The sequence below is a fragment of the Tunturiibacter lichenicola genome (assembly GCF_051013355.1).
Lineage (GTDB): Bacteria > Acidobacteriota > Terriglobia > Terriglobales > Acidobacteriaceae > Edaphobacter > Edaphobacter lichenicola_F.
Genome location: NZ_CP132944.1, coordinates 4,244,589 through 4,264,366 on the forward strand (window position 1 = coordinate 4,244,589; position 19,778 = coordinate 4,264,366).

At 56.1% G+C, this 19,778-nt stretch carries 14 protein-coding genes; 6 read left to right on the forward strand and 8 right to left on the reverse strand.

Annotated elements, in window-relative coordinates:
* Positions 1–24: 24 nt before the first annotated feature.
* Entirely contained in the window at positions 25–1,692 is a 1,668-nt protein-coding gene (locus tag RBB82_RS17735) for an L-lactate permease (RefSeq protein WP_433972073.1), read from the reverse strand.
* Positions 1,693–1,868: 176 nt separating this feature from the next.
* On the opposite strand from RBB82_RS17735, the gene RBB82_RS17740 reads away from it, so the two are divergent.
* The 3 genes from RBB82_RS17740 (at position 1,869) to RBB82_RS17750 (ending at position 7,899) form a co-directional block, all read left to right on the forward strand.
* Positions 1,869–3,263, forward strand: a complete 1,395-nt coding sequence (locus RBB82_RS17740; RefSeq protein ID WP_433972074.1) for a glycerate kinase type-2 family protein — start codon at positions 1,869–1,871, stop codon at positions 3,261–3,263.
* Between the two features lie 358 nt (positions 3,264–3,621).
* On the forward strand, positions 3,622–6,459 hold the full coding sequence (locus tag RBB82_RS17745; protein ID WP_433972075.1) for a DUF1800 family protein: 2,838 nt from the start codon (positions 3,622–3,624) through the stop codon (positions 6,457–6,459).
* Between the two features lie 9 nt (positions 6,460–6,468).
* Positions 6,469–7,899, forward strand: a complete 1,431-nt coding sequence (locus RBB82_RS17750) for a DUF1501 domain-containing protein (protein WP_433972076.1) — start codon at positions 6,469–6,471, stop codon at positions 7,897–7,899.
* Positions 7,900–7,943: 44 nt separating this feature from the next.
* Here the strand turns inward: RBB82_RS17750 and RBB82_RS17755 are convergent, their stop codons facing one another.
* Positions 7,944–8,585, reverse strand: a complete 642-nt coding sequence (locus RBB82_RS17755; RefSeq protein WP_433972077.1) for an HD domain-containing protein — start codon at positions 8,583–8,585, stop codon at positions 7,944–7,946.
* Between the two features lie 123 nt (positions 8,586–8,708).
* Here RBB82_RS17755 and RBB82_RS17760 point away from each other — a divergent pair, with 123 nt between their 5' ends.
* Positions 8,709–9,668 (forward strand): GlxA family transcriptional regulator, encoded by a 960-nt coding sequence (locus RBB82_RS17760; protein ID WP_433972078.1) that lies wholly within the window; start codon positions 8,709–8,711, stop codon positions 9,666–9,668.
* Positions 9,669–9,671: 3 nt separating this feature from the next.
* Here RBB82_RS17760 and RBB82_RS17765 read toward each other — a convergent pair whose 3' ends face one another.
* Genes RBB82_RS17765 through RBB82_RS17775 form a run of 3 tightly spaced genes read right to left on the reverse strand, consistent with a single transcriptional unit; the run spans position 9,672 to position 13,812 of the window.
* On the reverse strand, positions 9,672–10,769 hold the full coding sequence (locus RBB82_RS17765) for a glycoside hydrolase family 28 protein (protein WP_433972079.1): 1,098 nt from the start codon (positions 10,767–10,769) through the stop codon (positions 9,672–9,674).
* A complete protein-coding gene (locus RBB82_RS17770) occupies positions 10,736–11,065 on the reverse strand; it encodes a glycosyl hydrolase family 28-related protein (RefSeq protein ID WP_433972080.1) in 330 nt (109 codons plus the stop codon). Before RBB82_RS17770 ends, RBB82_RS17765 begins: the two co-directional genes overlap by 34 nt.
* On the reverse strand, positions 11,065–13,812 hold the full coding sequence (locus RBB82_RS17775; RefSeq protein ID WP_433972081.1) for a glycosyl hydrolase: 2,748 nt from the start codon (positions 13,810–13,812) through the stop codon (positions 11,065–11,067). The genes RBB82_RS17770 and RBB82_RS17775 overlap by 1 nt, the downstream gene beginning before the upstream one ends.
* 490 nt (positions 13,813–14,302) lie before the next feature.
* On the opposite strand from RBB82_RS17775, the gene RBB82_RS17780 reads away from it, so the two are divergent.
* Positions 14,303–14,809: a DinB family protein gene (locus RBB82_RS17780; RefSeq protein WP_433972082.1), complete on the forward strand. Its 507-nt coding sequence runs from the start codon at positions 14,303–14,305 to the stop codon at positions 14,807–14,809.
* A gap of 80 nt (positions 14,810–14,889) precedes the next feature.
* Positions 14,890–15,450 carry a carbonic anhydrase gene (locus RBB82_RS17785; protein ID WP_433972083.1) on the forward strand — a complete coding sequence of 187 codons (561 nt, stop codon included), beginning with the start codon at positions 14,890–14,892 and terminating at the stop codon, positions 15,448–15,450.
* A 125-nt stretch (positions 15,451–15,575) separates the two neighbouring features.
* Here RBB82_RS17785 and RBB82_RS17790 read toward each other — a convergent pair whose 3' ends face one another.
* The 3 genes from RBB82_RS17790 to RBB82_RS17800 form a co-directional block, all read right to left on the reverse strand.
* Positions 15,576–16,949, reverse strand: a complete 1,374-nt coding sequence (locus RBB82_RS17790) for an alpha-L-fucosidase (protein ID WP_433972084.1) — start codon at positions 16,947–16,949, stop codon at positions 15,576–15,578.
* A 174-nt stretch (positions 16,950–17,123) separates the two neighbouring features.
* Positions 17,124–18,926 carry a thioredoxin domain-containing protein gene (locus tag RBB82_RS17795; RefSeq protein ID WP_433972085.1) on the reverse strand — a complete coding sequence of 601 codons (1,803 nt, stop codon included), beginning with the start codon at positions 18,924–18,926 and terminating at the stop codon, positions 17,124–17,126.
* A 131-nt stretch (positions 18,927–19,057) separates the two neighbouring features.
* Entirely contained in the window at positions 19,058–19,603 is a 546-nt protein-coding gene (locus RBB82_RS17800) for a hypothetical protein (protein WP_433972086.1), read from the reverse strand.
* Between the last annotated feature and the right edge of the window lie 175 nt (positions 19,604–19,778).

Genomic DNA, 19,778 nt, shown 5'->3' on the forward strand with positions numbered 1-19,778 from the left:
CTGCTTACGTTGTCTCAAAGTTCGTTAGAAGTGTATGACGTAGGTGTACAGCAGAGCTATGAGGCCGACGATGCCGGCCAGGAATACGCTGTGTTTTAGCGTGAAGCGGAAGAGCTTTGCTTGCTCTGACTGTGTAAGGCCGGTGGCTGCAGCTGCGATCGCGATACTTTGTAGACTGATCATCTTTCCCATTACTCCTCCTGAAGAGTTTGCCGCTGCCATCAGAACAGGATCGAAGCCGAGACGGTTTGCAGTGACTACCTGAAGATTGCCGAAGAGTGCATTTGCTGAAGTGTCCGAGCCGGTGAGAAAGACGCCAATCCAACCGAGCAACGCGCTGAAGAAAGGAAAGGCACGACCGGTAGCCGAGAAGGCGAGTCCAAGGGTGGCCGTTGCGCCGCAATAGTTCATCACAAAGGCAAGCGCGATCACTGAAGTTACGGTGATTGTAGGAAGTTTGAGTTGATCGATCGTTTTGCCGATGATGCGCACAAAGTCGCGCAGCTTCATTCTGAGACAAAGTGCGGAGAGCATCGTCGCCACCATGCACGCGGTGCCTGAGGCAGAAAGCCAACTAAGACGGTAGATCGCGTGATAGGGCATCGGTGCAGGGACGATCGGCGGCATTCGTTGCACGACATTATCTAAATAAGGCCAGTGAATCATGACGTCGGTCTTATTCAAAAGCGCCTGAAACGGTAGCCATCCCCAGAGTAGGACGCAAAGTACGAGAAGCGCGTAGGGAAGCCATGCGTAAAGTATTTTGCCGAGACTGTGTGTCGATGGATTTTTACCGTCGCGTCCGGTACTGCTTCCATCTGCGTGGGTGTGTGTGAAACGCGTCCATGGGCCTGCTGTCGATGCGATTTCTTCGTTATTGGTTTTGTGCGATCGGAGCCAGATTATGAGTGCAGCCAATGTGATGATCGCAGCAAGAATATCAGTCAAATGAGGACCGAGGTACACGGATACGAGGAGTTGTATGACGGCAAAAGTGCCGCCAGCGATGAGAGTGGGAACCCAGATTCCTGAAAGCGAGCCGAAGCCTCCCATCGCAGCTATTAGATAGACGGGGATGAGAAGCGACATGGGCGTGCAGATGCGTCCTACTGCAGCACTGAGCTGGTCGAGGGGTAAGCCGGTTGTGCCCGCGAGCGTGACCACCGGAATTCCGATGGAGCCGAAGGCTACGGGTGCCGTGTTGGCCAAAAGACAAATTGCAGAGGCGCTAAAAGCGGTGAATCCGAGCCCGATGAGCATTGTGGATGCGATTGCGACCGGGGTTCCAAATCCGGCGGCGCCCTCGAGAAATCCTCCAAAGGCAAACGCGATCAGGAGAGCCTGCAGGCGAGGGTCCGGGGTGAGGCGACCCAGAGAGTCTTTGATGACCTCGAAGTGACCGGTTTCGACCGTAACTCGAAACAGAACGATTGCCCAAAATACGATCCACGAGATAGGAAGGAAGCCGAACGCTACGCCGTTTGCCGCTGCACTGATGGCGACCTTTACTGGCATGCGGTAGGCCAGCGTTGCTAGCAGGAGTGTGACCGTCAGACCGATAAGGCCGGCTACCCAGGCCGGCTTTCTCATAAAGCCAAGCAGGATTAATAGAGCGAGGACAGGTAAAGATGCCAAGACAACAGAGAGTGTCAAGCCTTGCCCGAATAGATAGTACGTTTGATTCCAGATCACGGCGGTGGTTATCCCTCGGATAGTTGAGCTGCGACGGACCTAACAGGCTGATAGGATGACATGCGAATATTATCAGTATGCTAAAAGGCTGACGGTGAAGCATCTGTTCGCCGGCAACGTGCAGTGGAACTAGTAGTCCCGTCGTTCGGAGAGTTTCTACTGCTGAGGTATTGTGATTGAAAGATGCTGCGCTTGACTTACGTGAAATTGCACATGGTCTCTTCCTGCATTCTCTTGAGCAATGCAGCGTTGAGCAGGCTTTCGCGCGGAAGGTGAAGCGTCTTTCGGGAGAGAACAATGAGAGCTTGTTCAGGCTTGGCGACGATGTGATTGATCTGGGCGGCATTCGTCGTATTCGAATCGTTGCTGTAGGTAAAGCAGCGTCCGGGATGTTGAACTCTTTGTTGCCGTTCTTCGACGGGCTGCCGAATTGCGACATCTCTGGCGTATTGATTACGAGCCATAAGCCATCGAACCATCCGCCACGCTTTCAGTTCTTTGCCGGTGGGCATCCCACCCCGAATCAAGCCTCGGTCGATGGAGCGAAGGCAGCTTTAGATCTTGTGCGTTCTTTGCGTGCGGATGCGATTGGCGATGCACTCTGTTTTTTTCTGGTTAGCGGAGGTGCATCCGCGATGATGGAGCTGCCGCTGGATCCTGCTATCTCACTCGAAGATATTATGAGCTTTCATCGGGAGTTAGTGCACAGTGGGGGGACGATTGCTGAGATCAACTGTGTTCGTAAACATTTCTCAGCGATAAAGGGCGGCCGACTAGCGATGGAGGCCGATGGCTTATCGAGCTACTCAATACTCGTGTCGGATGTTCCATCGGATCGCCTCGATTCGCTCGGTTCCGGGCCAACATTACCTGATACATCTACAGTCGAGGAGTGCCGCGAGGTGCTGGCGCGGTATGGTCTGATGGAGAGGCTTCCTGCTTCTGTCCTGCGGTTCTTTTCGTCGGAAGCGTTCTGTGAAACTCCCAAGCAGAGGCAGCTTCAGGCACGCGTCCTGACACTACTATCTGCTGACGACACTGCGGTGATCGCGAAACAGCGTGCTGCGGAGCTTGGTTTCTATGCTGTCATAGACAATACATGCGATGACTGGGACTACCGCGCTGCGGCCGAATATCTGCTTAATCGCCTTCGTGAATTGAGGAGGGAATATCCGCGGGTCTGCCTCATCTCGTCAGGGGAGGTTACGGTTGAGTTGTCAGGGCCTGCGTTGATTCCTGATGATGCGGGTGGGACTGAGAGGCGGGGAGTCGGCGGCCGTAATCAGCATTTTGCACTCTATGTAGCGACGCTGTTGAAGCCTGCTGATGCGTCGGTAGTCATCTTGTCTGCAGGTACTGACGGTGTTGATGGAAATAGCTCGTCTGCGGGAGCGATTGTGGATGAGAAGATTTTTTATGGAAACGAGGAAGGTCTTATTCGCGCTCGCACGGCACTACGCCACTTCGAGTCGGGTACGTTTTTGCAAGAAGCAGGTTTGAGCATAGTGACTGGGCCTACAGGAAACAACCTGCGGGACCTGCGAATTTTGTTGGCAACAGCTGCTTCATAAAAACAGATCTTTTCTGCCATCGTGGTCAATGGATTGTGGATCTGATGGGTTGCTGTAGATAGAGAGACGCAAGAGATGCCCCTCTTCGCGCCAGAACCTAATTGTTTTTTTTTGAGAATGCTCGGTCAGTGGGGCGGCTAAGCCTCAGCTGAAGCTTTTGATGGGACGTCATCTATTGCTGCAAATTCATTCGCGTTAGCTCAATTCAATTTCTCTACAACTTTTGTTGCAGCGCGTGATGTCAAAAGGGGCTCTATCTCGTTACAGATCAAGAATAGGCTAGAGAGGAATCGTGAATGCATCTCTGTAGCACTGAAGGTCTGGAACCGTTGCCTCATCCTGTATCACTGGAGTACTCATGCAGCGGAGCTCTGCGCGCTATCACTCGTTGAATGTTGCGTTGGTAGTTGGATTCATCTCGACCGTAGCGTTATTTATCTCTGGTTGCGCACCGGGATTTGAGAGAGGTTACGCGTCTTACATTTCTCCTCCCAGCAGTGCCGTTCGGGTCAACCAGACGCTGCAATTGAGCACTCAGTCGAAGGTCACCGGTTCGCCCATGAATTTTTGGGTCAATGGTATTCAGGGCGGGGATGCGACGGTTGGGACGATTGATAGTAATGGCCTGTACACGGCTCCGGCTCTTGTTCCAAGCCCTAATAATTCGGTGACGATTACGAGTCTAGCTACTATGTTCCCGCAAGACATACCTGGCTCTGTCACAGTCAGTGTGTTGAATCCGATTCCCATCATCAATACGGTGACTCCTTCGAGTTTTTCCGAGGGAACGGAGACGATCACGATTAGTGGATCTCAGTTTATTTACGGTGCACAGATCATGTGGAACGGAGCGCCAGTTCCAACCACGTTTGTGTCAAATACTGAGTTGGCAGCATCGATCGCCGCACCTAATCCTGGGACCTATCCGCTGGCTGTCAACAACCCCGATCCAGGATCGGCGAACTCAGCTGTGCTCTCTGAGCTAGTGGGCCCGGGGCAGGTGGTGCTTACTTTACAAACGAACGCCGGGACCAGTGTGCGTGTCACGAACAGTTTGAAGATTGGGCTCACGATCACGGGCACCAATAACACGGGTGTGAACTGGTTGATCAATGGGATCGCCGGTGGCAATGCGCAGATTGGGACCATAGTAGGCAACGCAGATGGCAGTGTGACTTACACGGCACCCGCAGTTGTTCCAACGCCAAATAACGTTGTTCAGTTGACTGCAGTCAGCGTTGATAATCCGACAGTAACGATTAGCCAAAATGTCTCCGTGCTAAATCCGATCCCGATTCTGACGTCGGGTGCGCCGATGGCCTTCGACGTCGGCCCTTCGACGGTGGTGCTGACCGGCAGCAACTTCATCAATGGGGCCCAGGTCTTGATGAACGGTGCTGCTGTACCAACGACCTTCAACAGTGGTGGCCAACTTACCGCGAGTATCAGCCCGACGGACCCAGGCAATCTCGATCTCCAGGTCTTGAATCCGAGTCCGGGACCAGCGACTTCGACCGATCTCATTGCTCAGGTAAACGGGACGCCTCCTGTGCCTCTGGTGACGCCTACTGACGCATCGCGCTTTTTGGCGCAGGCTACATTCGGCGCCACCGACGCTGACATTCATACCCTTTCAAAGATTGGCTATAACGCGTGGCTTAATCAACAATTCAGTACACCGCCGACTTTGCACGAACCGGCAGTCGAACAAGCTCTCATTATCAATAACCCTCCATGCAATGCTGGCGATGTGAAGTGTAACGCCGCCCTCTTCGTTCAGAACGATACCAACGCAGGGTATGTGGAGCAGAGCTTCTGGCAGCAGGCGTTGACTGGAAGCGACCAGCTCCGACAGCGTGTGAAGTATGCGCTTACCGAAATAATGGTGATCTCAGGGGTAGATTTTGCCGTTACCGAGATGCCGCGAGGCATGGCGAATTACTACGATGTACTTGGGGCAGATGCGTTTGGCAACTTTCGTCAGCTGCTTCAAGACGTGACGTTGAACCCAATGATGGGTCAGTATCTCTCCGTGATGGGGAATGACAAGGGAGATGCGACGCGAGATCCCGATGAGAACTATGCGCGCGAGGTGATGCAGCTCTTTACCATCGGGCTCTATCAACTCAATCCGGATGGCTCTCAGAAGCTGGATCCGACGGGCCAACCGATTCCAACTTACTCGAACACGGATGTGATGGGATTGGCGAAGGTGTTCACCGGCTTTAGCTGGAACATACCTGGCGATCAAAGCAACACAGCCTGGTCTAATTGCTGCGCGTATGTCGGTACGGGCTTTGGCGAAGATATTCTGCCGATGCAGAGCTTCCCGAATCACCATTCGACAGACGAAAAAGATTTTCTTGGTGTCACGATTCCGACGCAATCTAACCCCGATCCTGTTGGCGATCTGAAGATTGCGTTGGATACCTTATTCAACCATCCAAATCTTCCGCCCTTTTTCTGCAAGCAGATGATCCAGCATCTCGTCACTAGTAATCCGAGTCCGGCATATGTTGGTCGTGTCGCGTCGGTGTTTCAGGATGACGGGACGGGTGTGCGAGGGAATATGCAGGCGGTAATTCAGGCGATTCTGCTCGATGATGAAGCACGCAACTCCACGGCGGCAAGCAGTAGTCCGCAGTACGGCAAAGTGCGTGAATCGCTGGTTCGCTACACGGAGTGGGCGCGTGCGTTTACAGCTCAGTCGCGGAATGGAGCATTCAATATCGGAAGCACGGAAGATCCTATCTATGGGCTTGGTGAGATGTCGCTGCGATCGCCCAGCGTCTTCAACTGGTTTGCTCCGGGATATGTTCCTCCTGGAACGAGTATCGCGCAGGCTGGATTGGTGGCACCTGAGATGGAGATGACGGATGTGTCGACGGTGGTCGGGTATCTGAACTACATGCAGAGCGCGATCGGCGCCAACGCGACGGCTGGGCCAGATGTCTTCTCGAACTACTCGACGGAGATCGGATTAGCCGGGACTCCCGATCAGTTGGTCGACCGAGTCAATTTGCTTTTGTTGGCGGGGGAGATGGATAGCACGCTTCGTAGCCAGATTCTCTCTGCAGTGAACTCCATTGCTATACCTGCCGGTGATCAGAACGCGATCAACGCGGCACTCGTGGCTCGAGTGGAGACGGCAATTTATCTTGCGATGGCAGCGCCATCTTATAGCGCGCAGTTCTGAACGGAGATCATGATGAATAAGCACGAACTATCGCGGCGGCAGTTCCTTCGGACAGCGTCCATGGCGTCGATGGCAGGTCTTTCCGTCAGTCCTTTTCTTCTGGAACTCAACTCAGTTGCGGCGATGGCGCAGCAGGGAAACCCTACTGACTATCGGGCGCTCGTTTGTATCTTCTTACAGGGTGGCAACGACGGCCATGGAACGGTGATCGCAACGGATACAGAGTCATTCAGCGCATTTACAACGGCACGGTCAGGGGCACCGGGCCTTGCTTACAGCCTGAGTGATCTGCTTCCGATTGTTTTGAAGACTCCGCAGAGCGGCCGCACCTTTGCACTGAATCCTTATCTGACCGGTGTGCAGAATTTGTTCAACGCAGGTCGTGCCGCAATCGTTACCAATACTGGAACGCTGATCTCTCCTACGACAAAGACGCAGATTCAGAAAAATTCGGTGCCACTGCCGGCTTCGCTCTACTCCCACTTCGACCAGACGGCAGCATGGCAGGCGATTACAGCCGATGGAGGGAGTGCGGTTCATACGGGGTGGGGAGGCGCGATGGCAGACCTGATCGCGTCAATGAACACGAACTCAGCCTTCACGTGTATCTCCACCGCAGGGGTAGCTCTTTTTCTTTCAGGGCAGACGTCGTTTCAGTTGAACGTGACCTCTGCGGGGCCGATACCGATTGGCGGCTTGGCACAACCGTTATTTGGGCAGCAAGCTGGGTCCACTGCACTGGCGTCGATCCTCAGCGCTGAAGAGACAAATCTCTTTGCCAAGGAGTACGAAGTAATTATCGGCCGCTCGATTGCTGCTCAGGCTAGTCTTGCGAGTTCGATGTTGCCTGCGGGAGCAGGTGGGGTGGCGAATCCTCCGCAATATTTGGATCCGGTCACAAATAAGCTGACGAACAACTCGCTTGCTGTCTCATTGCAGACCGTGGCGAGAATTATTGGAGGAAAAAGCAGCCTGGGAGTGAACAGGCAGATTTTTTACGTCACACTTGGCGGCTTCGATACGCATGACAATCAAGCGCCACAGCATGCGCGCCTACTTACGGAGCTTGGACAGGCGCTTGAGTACTTTGATTCGGTCATGACGACTGCAGGGCTGAATAATCAAGTGACCACCTTTACAGCCTCCGACTTTGGAAGAACGCTTACGGCGAACAGCGCAGGCACCGACCACGGTTGGGGGAGCCACCACATTGTTACCGGCGGCGCGGTGGTGGGACAGGATATGTACGGTCAATATCCCGTGATCGGTTCGAACCAGGCCAACGATATGGGCGCCGGCCGGTTGATACCGACGACCTCCGTTGAACAATACGCAGGAACGCTTGCGCGATGGTTTGGGCTATCTGACAGCCAGGTGAAAGAGGTCTTTCCTAATTTTGCCAACTTTGGTTCGAACCCCTACATGGGATTTATGGGCTAATTCTTTCCGTATTGAAAGATGAACTCCGAAGAGCCCAATTCGGCTTAGGAGTTGGGAAATGGGGAGTTGGCGATCAGGTCGCAAAAGTTGGGGCTCTTGTAGCCGGGAATGTAGCATTCGCAGACGTCTGCTTTGACGGTGCCGAAGGTTGAACCGGGTTTGTGCTCGAAGCCTCCGAAGAAAGCATTTACGATACCTTCCTTGAAGTTGTGGCGAGGGTATTCTTTGACGATCTGTTCGCGGAGCTCGGCAGGGAAGTTGTCGAAGCCTTCGCCGAGGACGTCGAGTCCGACACCAGTAAAGAGGAGTGCGACTTCGGGCTTCATGTACTGGGTGACACCAGGGGTAGTGTGCAGCGCGATAGCTTCCCAAGCGGTTTGGACCTGCACTTCTGGGAGGTTGTGCGCGGTGAGGAACTGACGGACGGCGTTGGCTCCATCGACTTCGAAGCGCTCAGTAGCGCTGGAGTACTTCTTAATGAGGCCAAGATCGTGGAAGGCGGCGCTGACGTAGAGGAGCTCGGGATCGAAGCGGAGTTTTTGTTGGCGACCTTGCTCGGCAGCGAAGAGGTACACGCGTAGCGAGTGGTTGTAGAGCAGATCGGTGCTCTGCTCGCGGAGGATCTGAGTTGCTTCCTTTGCGAGCTTGGTGTCAGGGATCGAAGTGGCCGTGATAGTGAGATTCATTTGAATTCTCCTTTGTCGTACGTCGTGACTTCTTTACCGTAGACCTCCGCGAGGATGGACGCCACGACGCAGATCCGACGATTTCGGACATTCGTTAGAGCCTCCATCCCGTAGTCTTGATGCATGCGAAGGATCGTGATTACGGGGCCGCCGCCGGTCCAGGTTCTCGATGTAACGGGGCCACTCGAAGTATTTGCGAACGCTCCCGGTTATGAGATTGTGCTGGCCAGCGCGAATGGCAGCGATGTATTGCTGACCAGTCGTGGCTTTTCGCTCACTGGTGCTTTGCCGCTGAGGGATCTTTCGGGGCCGATTGACACGCTGATGGTGGTGGGCGGGTCTGGAGCGGAGAGCGGTGTCTATGACACGGAATATGTGGCGAAGATTGCCGAGCTGGCGAAACAGTCACGACGTGTGGCGTCGATCTGTACCGGAGCATTTCTGTTGGCTGCTGCGGGATTGCTTGACGGCAAACAGGCTGTAACTCATTGGGATTTCTGTGACCGGCTGGCGCGGGAGTTTCCAGCGGTGGCGGTGAAGCCTGATCCGATCTTTCTGCGGGATGGATCGGTGTACACATCAGCAGGGATCACGGCGGGGATGGATCTGACGCTGGCTTTGGTGGAAGAGGATCATGGACACAAGGTTGCGCTGAATGTGGCGCGGAAGCTGGTGATGTTTCTGGTGAGGCCAGGTGGGCAGGCGCAGTACAGCCACATGCTTTCGAGGCAGGCGGTGACGTTCCAACCGCTGCGGGAGTTGCAGGTGTGGATGCTGGAACATCTGCGCGAGGATCTGGGGGTAGAAAAGCTGGCGGAGCGGATGGCGATGAGTGCGCGACACTTTACGCGTGTGTGCCTGCGAGAGACGAAGATGAATCCAGGTCAGTTTGTAGACCGGATGCGGGTGGAGGCGGCGCAGCAGATGATCGACAGCTCCACGATGGGCTTGAAGGAGATTGCGGATTCCTGTGGGTTCAAGAGCGCTGATTCAATGCGGCGGACATTTCTTCGTGTACTTGGCGTGACGGCTGGGGATTATATGGATCGATTTAAACGATCGCGCGCCGTGCCTGGGGGATAGCGGCTATCTCGGTTCTCCGTAGGGGATGTCTTTTGGGTCGGCTTTACCGACGGAGCCGGTAAGAGTGATTTTGCTGCCATCAGAGGTTTGGATAGCGTTGTCGGTAAGTGTCCAGTTTTTGGCGTTGGCGATGGTGCCCGCGGTGGCTGCTTCGATGTTCAGGTGGTCGAGGCGGAAGTTGTCGAGGGTGGCGTTGGGGTAGGCGCTGACGTTGAAGGCTTGTTTGGCGCCAGTGGCTTTGATGTTCCAGATGTGGACATCGCTGAAGTGGGGAAGACCCTGTGCTTCGGTAACTTTGGTGGTGAGGACGATCCAGTAAGGTGGGGGATTCTTCACATCAGCGGGGAGAGTCGCGTAGCTGTAACTGGGATTCCAGTTCATGGTGATGTGAATGGGAGTGGCGACGCCTTCGAGGGTTAGATCGTGAATGCGGATGTCTATTGCGGTGCCGCCGCGAGTGTGAGCGGATTTGAAGAGAACACCGGAGGGAACGCCGGAGAGCGCGGTGAGGTTGTAGGCTTCGATGTTGCGGAAGCCCCCGGAGGTCTCGCTGCCGATAGTGATGGCGGCGGCGCCGTGACGGATGATGGAGTCGCGAAGGACAACGTTTTCCGTGGGGCGATTGACGCGGAGACCGTCGGAGTCGCGGCCGGCTTTGAGGCAGAGGGCGTCGTCGTTGACGTCGATGTCGGCGTGCTGGACGAGGATATCGTGAGATGAGTCGATGTCGATTCCGTCGGTGCTGGGGCCTTTACCTCCTTCGTTGTTGCGGATGGTGACGCCGTCGATAGTGACGGCGTGGGAGTAGAGGATCTGGATGGTCCAAAAACCAGAACGTTTTAGAGTGAGGCCACCGCCGAGGCGGATGTTGGCAGAGTTTTGCAGGAGGATCAGGCGAGGTCGGCGGGCATCGTAGTCAGAGGCCCAGCGAAGGCCGCGGGGTTCGTATGTGGCGCGGAGGTCCCAGTAAGACTTCCACCAGATGGGACCGTCGCCGTCGATGATGCCGTGACCGGTGAGGGTGACGTTGTGCTGATCGCGAGAGTTGATGAGGGCGGCGGGCCAGGTCATCTCGATGCCAGCGATACGGGTGGGGAGCATGGGGTAGTCTTCGAGTTTTTCCGAGCCGATGAGGGTAACACCTTCGGGGATGTCGAGGGTGACATTGGATTTAGGAAGAGCGAGCCAGTGAGGTAGGTGCCGGGATCGAAGTTGACGGTGCTGCCCTTGAGGGATGCAGCGTCGATGGCTTTCTGGATGGCCTGGGTATTGAGCGTGGTGCCGTCGCCTTTGGCACCGTAGTCGGTGGCGTGGAGGATTTTTTGCGGCGCGGCCCAGAGGCTGGCTGCGATTAGGAAGGTGGCTCCGATCAAGGTGGCCCCATAGATTGGTCGCATTATTTAGCCGGCTCCTCTACGAGGATTTTGATTGGACCAAAGAGGCCAGAGGGGATGGGCTTGAGGTTATCCATGTCCTGGGGATCGAAGCGCTTGCCGAATTTGGCGTTCAGGGAGGTGTAGTCGCGGGGTGGTTGGCCGGCCAGCTCGTTGATCGCGGTATTGGTGACGCGGACCTCGAGGGTGTTGCTGCCAGCGTGGGCGAAGGGGGTGATGTCCAGACGATAGGGCGGGTGCCAGAGGGAGCCGACGCGCTGTTCATTTACATATATGACGGCAGCTTCGTGGATGGGTGGATCGAGCAGGGCGTGGATGCCGCTGGAGTTGGGCGGACGGGTGTCGATGGTCGCGGTGCCCTGGCCGAAATCGATGATGGTGTGGCCGGGGTTGGCCGGGACTGTGAAATTGTTAGTGTAGGTCGCTTCGCCGGAGTAAAACTGGTGACCTGTGAGGTCGGTCCATGAGGTGAATTGCGGTAAGTATTGAGTGGAGGCGTCGTTTGCGAATCGGATCTGCCAGTTGGAGCTGAAGTCGATAGATTTACCTTCGGTGAAGTCTGAGGTTGTGATTGATCGGTGGGTAGGAGCGTCTCCGAGAACAAAGATACGTGATTCGTAGGGAGCCAAACTCAGGGGAATTTGCGTGCCGGTTCGGCTGGCCACCAAGTTTGTCTCTGCGGTATCGGCGTTCCATGTTTCGGTGATCGGGTGCGGAGCGCGAAAGCGGATGGTCGTGTGGATGGGCTGGTTGCTGGAGTTTACGACGAAATAGATGTCAGATGTCGGAAGCTTACGGTGGATGAAGCCAAAGTCTGTGGTTTGGCCGACGACGGCTACGTCCGGGGGGAGAGCGCGGTGGAGCGTTTCAGTCAGGTTGGACAGGGAACTGAGGAGGATCCCCTTGTGATCTTTGCTGTGGAAAAGTTGTGTAGAAAGGGACTGTATCTTCAGGTTTTCAGCTTGGTCGAGGAAGCCGGGGGCAATCGACGGAACTTTTTCGATTGCGACGACCCTGCCGCCGCGCGAAGCATATTCTCCCATTTTTTTGTAGGTTGCGAGTGGTATTCGATCTGTTGGTGGAAGAATTAGGATTGAGTAGGAGATGATGCCAAGCTTGTTGATCGTGGTGGCGTCGATGTAGTCGATGTTGTAACCGGCGTTAAGGATTGTGGACATCAACTCGGGGGTGATCCATTGCTTCATCAGTTCGGTGATAGACGCGTGACCGGGGGTAAAACTGGCTTGGGCGTCATTTTCAGGGAGGAGGATGGCGACGTCGTTCGCCGGTTCTCCTTGCCGCAGGAGCCAACTTACGCGTTGAATGTAGCGGCTGATGTCAGGCATTACGGAGAACCAGGGGTTGTGAGTGTTGAAGGCGGCAGCGGCGTAGAGGTTCCAGCCGGGTTCGCCGGCTGAAGGAGGAGAATAAGGCCAGCCATGGCCGATGACCTGATTGACTCCAAGGAGGAACATGCGGTCGGCTTCGACTTTCATGTCGAGTGGAGTGGCGCGGAAGGCGGGGGAGTGGAGCCAGGTGAAGGTTTCAGCGGAGGTGACGTTGCGGTGGTAGAGGTGACTTGCCGAGCTTGCCCATCGGGTGAAAGAGAACGCGCGCCATTGTGGGCCTTCACCTTCTGGTAGGGCAGGGATGACTTCATCGGCGAGCGTAACCGCTGGTACGCCATAGGTTTGTGAGCGGAATTTTGTGTTGTGGTTTGTGGCCCAAGTGTTGATCGGCGTTAGGTAGTTTTCACGGATGAGGTCGGAGAGGGTCTGGCCCCAGTCGTGGCGGATAGCGTCGGCTTGAGGGCTTCCTCCTGCAGCGAGTTCAGGCAGGTGGGGGACGATGTCGTAGCCACGACGCTTCTGGAATTCGGCAGGGAGGTTCCTCGTCCAGTCAGCGCCGTAAACTTCGAGGGAGTCGGAGAAGACGGCGTATGGTGGCTGATTGCCGAAGGCTTTGATGAGCGGGGCGGCTACGTCGGCGAGGTGTTCGTCGGTAGCGGTGCGGGAGAAGTGGTCGAGGACGAGACCTTCTGCGCCGACGGAGGGACGCTTTACGGTTTGTTTTGTGTGGCTTGCGATGAAGAGCAGAGCTACGCGGTCGCCTGATGTGGATGATGGAACGATGATCGGGTTGGAGGTGTTGGGGAGTGGTTTGGCGGTGCTTGCCTGGTAGGAATCGGGGGTGCCGGATGCGTAGAAGGAGGCTATAAGTGACTCTCCTGCTTGCAGTTGCGGGGCGTAGATTGTGCTGCTGGTGATGGGAAGTGCGACGATTTTTAAGCGGCCTGCGGATTGGTTCAAGGTGGTGTGAGGGCCGCCGTAGGGCCAGCCACTGCCGAGGGTGATGTCGACGCGCATTCCGAGGGAGCGGGCGGTCTTGTTGGCGAAGGAGATGGCGTCGAGAAACTCGGGGGATAGATACGGTAAGTTCTTGATTCCTTTGGACTCATCGTCGAGTGCGAGGGGGTAGACCGGCTGGATTTCCACACCTCCGATGCCGGCGTTGTGCATATCCTGAAGCTCTTTTTCCAGCTCCGGTTTGGTGACCGCACCGCCGAACCACCACCAGCGCATCATGGGTTTTGCATCGTCTGGTGGATTATGGAAGTTTTGGTTGAGATCAGCGATGGAAGTTTGACTAAATAAAGAGTTTGATTGGGATAAAAGTACGGTTGCGACCAGGAAAAATGCAGATGCAAATTTGTGGCGTTTTTGTGGTGCGATGTGTGGTGAAGATGGCATTCTGTTAGGTCCTAATTTCTGGTGGGAGGGCCGAGGCGGGTCGTGGAGAGTTGGATGAGGCGCGGTCTACGACGTCGGCAGTCCTTACTACGTGGAATTAGAGATCGGAGTCACCTTAGTTCATTTGAGAGAATGTTTCAACAGAGAACTTTGCAACCTTTAGCTTATGTCCCTTTATTACTCCACGAGAGCCCAGCGTGAGCTTGAAAATCCACGGAGCCTGAAGATCTACTGAGCCCGGAAATCTACTGAGCTTGGGAATCTACTAAGCTTGAGGATCTCTTTCGTTTGAGAGTTCACTGAACCTGGTGGGCGGTCTTTCAATGGGGATTGTTTGTGAGTTGTCCGAAGTTGCATTTCAGTTCAGGAAGAAGTTGATTTCAGTGGGCAGTGGCGGGGTAACTGGATACCTCTGGACGAGCGTCTGCCTGAACGTCTAGTTATCTTCTTAGCTTTTATCTTTCTATCTTCATCGACAGAGGTGGTTGGAGTGGCGAGTGCAAACGACGGCAAACTGCTGGAGGTCATCCTGGACTCCTGGGACCGGAATAATCTCATTTTGGTTAATCTGCTTGGAGCGCTGCCGCCTGGCGGGTTGGAGGCGAGGGCTATGTCGGGTAGTCCGACGGTAGCGGAGATGTTTACGCACATGCATTTTGTGCGTCTCATCTTTCTCTCTGAAGATGTGCCCGAGTGCGCGGTTCCGCTGCCCGAGCGAGAGTGGGTCAGGGAAGGGAGTGCTGACGTCATCGCGAAGGAGTTGGAGCGGAGCGCGGGAGCCGTGCGCCATGCTGTGAAGAGCCGCATTCAGTCTGGTGAGGCGATGAATCTCCACTACGACCATCCGCTTTTGTATCTCCAGCACATGATTTGGCATGAGGGGTATCATCACGGTCAGATCAAGCTGGCGCTCAAGGCAGCGGGCCATCCCTTCGATGATGAGGTAATTGGTCCACTCACGTGGGACATCTGGATGGACAAGACTCAGAAGCGCTGAGGCGCGTACGATTCGATCGCTTCGGCTCGACAAAGCCGTTTCATCAACGTATCTCTTACGGCCTCTTAAGGAGAATCAACGTGGACATTCTCGACTCGATGTTGGAGCGTAACAAGGATTTTGCTGCGGAGCATACTGCTGCCGGCACACTGATGCCGTCGCTTCCACTGGCGACGCCAAATTTAAAAGCAACGATCATCGGTTGCGCTGATATGCGAGTTGACCCTGCTCACGTGCTTGGAATTAAACAGGGCGAGGCTCTGGTGATTCGTAACATTGGCGGTCGAATTACACCGGTGGTGTTGGAGGAGTTGGGTCTGCTCGGGCGAATTGGTGAAGTTGCCAGAGTGGTTCCTGCAGGTGGCGGGGAGTTTCACCTTATTGTGTTTCAGCACACCGATTGCGGCATCACTCGCCTTGCGGGGGACCCTGCCAAGCTGGCGCACTATTTTCAAATCCCGGACGCGGAGGTGAATTCAAAAACGGTCACCGATCCCCGCGCGGCGGTTGCTGGTGATGTTGCTCTGCTCCGGACGATTCCCGCGTTGCCGGGCAAGTGGCTACTCTCAGGCCTTGTCTATGACGTGGCGACGGGGCTGGTTGAGGTTGTTGTACCGCCAGCGCCGATTCGTCCTGCGTGACTATCAGTTGAGATCCTGTGTCGGCTTAGATTGAGCGCGGATGGTTTAGATGAAGCGTGTTGCGACGTGTTGATTCGCTTGATGAGTGGATCAACCTATTGTCGTCGACTGGGAGGGTGTCTCTGTTATTTTTTCACGGTAACCGGAGTCGTTATCGGTTTAATCTCAGCAGCTGGCGATGCGACTGTTAGCGCGATGATTGTATCGACGGCGTCCATATTCCCGTTCAGTGTAATCTCCACAGAATTATTGGCTTGTTTGCAATCGGAGCTTCCTCCCGTAAGGCTCGAGCAACTTAGTATCTTGGTCGGAAGAGCTGGAAGCGAGAGTGTGGTGCCTGTGGGATGGAGAATGTGGAGATAGATGGTTTTGTCGTGATAGGTTGAGACGCCGAAGTCGCCCGGCAGATAGGGGCCGCCGCGGGTGGTGTAGATGCTTTGGCCATATCGGGTGAGCCAATCGCCGACTTCGCGGAGACGCGCGGCTTGTTCCGGCACGATCTGTCCGTCGGGGCGGGGGCCGACGTTGAGAAGCAGATTGCCGTCGCGACCGACGGCGCCTACCAGGAGGCGAATGACCTCGTCTCGTGATTTGATGCTGGCGTTCGGCTGATAGCCCCATGCTCCGGTTGTGAGGGTTGTGCAGAGTTCCCACGGATGCTGGTTGTCGAAGTTGCCCATGGCCTGGTCGCCCTCGCGCGATAGAAAGTCGGCGGGGGCGTCGGTGCGGTCGTTCATGATGAGTGATGGCTGGAGCTTTCTGAGGTTGTCGACGGCTTGATCATCCTGCCAAGTGAACGAACCGGTGTAGTGTTGATCCTTTGGCCGCGCCTTCCATCCACCTTTGAAGGCGATGCCGTTGAAGCCGAGCCAATCGACGCCTCCGCCATCAAACCAGAGGATGTCGATGGGGCCGTAATGAGAGGCGAGTTCGTTGAGCTGGCGATGGTACTGCTCGCGCATCTCGATGGCGTTGGCCTGATAGATGCCAGGGAAGAAGAAGCCGGGATAGCGCCAGTCGAGGGGCGAGTAGTAGAGGCCGACGTGAAGGCCTGCGCTGCGGATAGCTTTGACGTAGTCGGCGACGAAGTCGTGGTGAGCGGCTGACTTCATGGAGGTGAAGGTGCTGTCGGGGTCATCGAAGAGTGCAAAGCCGTCGTGGTGGCGCGCGGTGAGGACTGTGTACTTCATGCCAGCCGATTTCGCAGTTGCAGCCCATGCGTCAGGGTCGAACTTGTCAGGATGAAATTGGCCGGCCAGCTTGGCGTATTCGCTGACTGGAATCTGCTCGTCCCATTGCACCCATTCGCCGCGACCTGGGATGGAGTAGACGCCCCAATGCATAAAGAGACCGAACTTGGCGTCGCGCCACCATGCAATACGCGAAACGGCTGCAGCGTCCGATATGGTCGACTGCTGCTGGGCCGTGGCGGCAGATGTTATTCCGAGGACGAGCAGCAAAGCCGATGTGAGCCTGGTAATCGTGAGATTTTTCTTCATCTTGTTACGGCTTTGACTATGCAAGAAGCCCATGAGAATTCTTCCGCACCTATTACATCATCATTTATTGCAAATGCTGGAAAATTGCCAATGCATTCGCCGGGAAACAGGCTTGTTCGTTGTCGACATTCGTTCAATTACTTTGGTTGTGCCAGCGGATGCTTGCCGTTGCGATCAGTTTGAGAGTTGGGCTTTGTGGATCTTTGCGGCTACGTCTTCCGGCCGGTAGATTGGCGAGGAGCAGGCGCGGGCGGTGCAGAGGAAGAGAGCGGATTGCTTGAGGGGTGGGTAGGTGACGGCGGTTGGGAGGGGGTTGTGGTCGGTGGGGTCGCGCCACTCGATGAGCTCGTGTGAGGTGAGGGAGCGGAGCGCGGCGGTGTGGAGGGCGGCGGCTTGCTGGTCGGAGGCTGGGCCGAGGATGGTGATGTGGAGAGGGTCTTGCGTGAAGTCTTCGTAGGCGAGGAGGGTGCCGGCGGAGAGTGGTTGCAGGGCGATGGTGCTGGAGGCGAGGTAGCGCATCGCTTCGGCGGCCATTTGGTGATAGGTGGGGTCGCCGGTGGCTTGCGAGAGTAAGGATGTGAAGCGGACGAGGGCTACGTTTTCGTCGCGGTCGGGGTGGGGGCGGTAGGCGGCGTCGGTGCGGGTCGGTGAGGTGATGAATCCGGTGCCGGGTTTTGTGGGGGCGAAGTGGGCTGCGATGAACTTTGCTGCGGAGGTGGCGGCGGAGAGGTCGTTGCGGTCGCCGGTGACGTTGTAGAGGGCTAGGTAGGCGTGGCCCATGGCGAGGGTGTCGCCGAGGTAGGGGCCTGCGGGGTCCACGTCATCGTGGCGGAAGCCTCCGCCGGGGATGGTGCGGTGGATGGCGATCCAGTTGGCGGCGTGTTTTGCTTCGGTGAGGGCGGAGGTGTCGCCGCTGACGGCGTAGAGATGGCAGAGGGCGGCGATGGTCCAGCCGTTTTCGCGAGCGTAGACGTGCTTGTCGATGCGGGGGATGCCCTGGGCGCGGCGGCCGCGGTCGTCGAGTTTGAAGTAGGGCTCGTTGTCTTCGCCGTCGTGTAGGTCGGCGTCCTGCGAGACGAAGAAGACGCCGGTGGGGGCGTCGGTGAGGAAGGTGTGGACGTAGCGGTGGACGGATTGGGCCGCGGCTAGGTCTTCAGGGTTGTGGGTTTGGGCGTAGGCGAGGGAGTACTCGCGGAGGTAGGAGGCCTGGATGGAGATGAGCTTTTCGAAGTGGGGCTCGCGCCAGTCGCCGCTGACGGAGTATTGGTAGGCGCCGCCCCAAACGGGATCGATCAGGTAGGTGGCGTTGTGGAGGGTGTCGGTGGTGCGCTTGGTGTAGAGGGCGTTGTTGCGGGCGGAGAGGCGGAGGGCGTACTCGACGGACTCTTCGTCGAGGTACTTGTGGACGAAGCCCCAGCCGGAGTTGGGTTGGTCGTACTGGGCGTCGTAGCTGGTGTGGATGCGGTTGAGGAGTGCGGGTGCTATGGTGGCGTCGGCTGCGGGATGGAGCGCGGCTTCGCGTTCGATGCTGGGGCCAGGGGAGGGGTCGTCGATGATGGCCTTGAGCATGGAGGCCATGAGGCGAGGTTGGAGGAAGCCTTGGCGCTTTACGATCTCGGAGCCATCGGGGGCGAAGACTACGGTGGCGGGCCAGCCGTAGTCCTGGTAGCGGTTGGAGATGTCGGGGCGGGAGTCCTGATCGACTTTGACGAGGATGTACTTTTCGTTGAGGAGACGGATGACGGTGGGATCGCGGTAGGTGACGTCGTCCATGACGTGACACCAGTGACACCAGACTGCTTCGAGGTCGAGGAGGACGAACTTGTGTTGCTGGCGAGCGGTGGTGAAGGCAGCGTCGGACCAGGGTTGCCAGTGGAGTGTAGGTTGTTGTGCTCGGGCGGGTGATGGCGCGATTGCGCTGACAATGAGTGCGAGGAAGATGCAGAGGCGGGCGGCGGAGTGGTTGGTTCTAGTCACTCTGATAGTACGTTTGGGATGCGGTGGTGGATTAGTTCTGTGTTCTGGCGGCTTGTCCTGCCGGACGGGCCGCCTGCGCGGGGGACAGCCACTTTGTGGCTTGTATATCTTTTCTCGTGTGCGTTTGGCGCTTATTCGGAGGGATGGACTGGCGGCTGTCCCCAGTGGCCTGAGTTGATTGGCTTGTAGTTTTGCCAGTTCGCGAAGACGCTGGTGGATTTTTCTTTTGGTGTCAGCAACTGTTGTATGTGCTGCGCGGTTTGAGTGGGGAGCAGAGCGAGGCAGATAAAGCCTCCTGCGCCGGGGTGAGCTAGATTTTTGTTTAATATGATCGATACGAGAGGTGGGACGATCAGGGCTAAGCTTGCCCAAAGCCAGATTCGATTTGTGACCAAAACTTTTACCGGTTCGAGATCAGCTTCCGTCCAGATGTTGTCGTGGAAGCCTCGTTTGAATCGCCGGACTGCAAGCAGGGAGACTGCGAGTCCAAGTGCGAGGGGTATTGTCAAAGCTGCAAGTTGCAGACGGTTCGACCATGCGACATCCCAGACCGCAGACCCGTGTGCTGGGAGTTTCTGAATCGGCAAGATGGCGACGAAACATATGCTGGCCGCAAGGAATGCGCCCGCGATTGCCCATAGCACCAGTTGCTTCGGATTTGGTTTTCGATCATCCACGGCGGCAATTATATCCGTAGGTTTGTGGCTTGACGATGAAAATGCGGGGGTCTCTCCACTGCGCTGCTCACGGTGAGACTGTGAGCAGCTTCGGTCGAGATGACGATCTCTGAGGAGTGGGATCGGAGAAGAGACAACTGCGGCTGCTGGTCGAGGGATGAAGAGTTTTGTGCTC

Bases quoted from the DNA above. Each gene is read 5' to 3' on its own strand.
- RBB82_RS17765 (WP_433972079.1), bottom strand. From the start codon at position 10,769: ATGCTCCCCACCCGTATCGCTGGCATCGAGATGACCTGGCCCGCCGCC.
- RBB82_RS17745 (WP_433972075.1), top strand. From the start codon at position 3,622: ATGCAGCGGAGCTCTGCGCGCTATCACTCGTTGAATGTTGCGTTGGTA.
- RBB82_RS17755 (WP_433972077.1), bottom strand. From the start codon at position 8,585: ATGAATCTCACTATCACGGCCACTTCGATCCCTGACACCAAGCTCGCA.
- RBB82_RS17750 (WP_433972076.1), top strand. From the start codon at position 6,469: ATGATGAATAAGCACGAACTATCGCGGCGGCAGTTCCTTCGGACAGCG.
- RBB82_RS17790 (WP_433972084.1), bottom strand. From the start codon at position 16,949: ATGAAGAAAAATCTCACGATTACCAGGCTCACATCGGCTTTGCTGCTC.
- RBB82_RS17775 (WP_433972081.1), bottom strand. From the start codon at position 13,812: ATGCCATCTTCACCACACATCGCACCACAAAAACGCCACAAATTTGCA.
- RBB82_RS17770 (WP_433972080.1), bottom strand. From the start codon at position 11,065: ATGCGACCAATCTATGGGGCCACCTTGATCGGAGCCACCTTCCTAATC.
- RBB82_RS17760 (WP_433972078.1), top strand. From the start codon at position 8,709: ATGCGAAGGATCGTGATTACGGGGCCGCCGCCGGTCCAGGTTCTCGAT.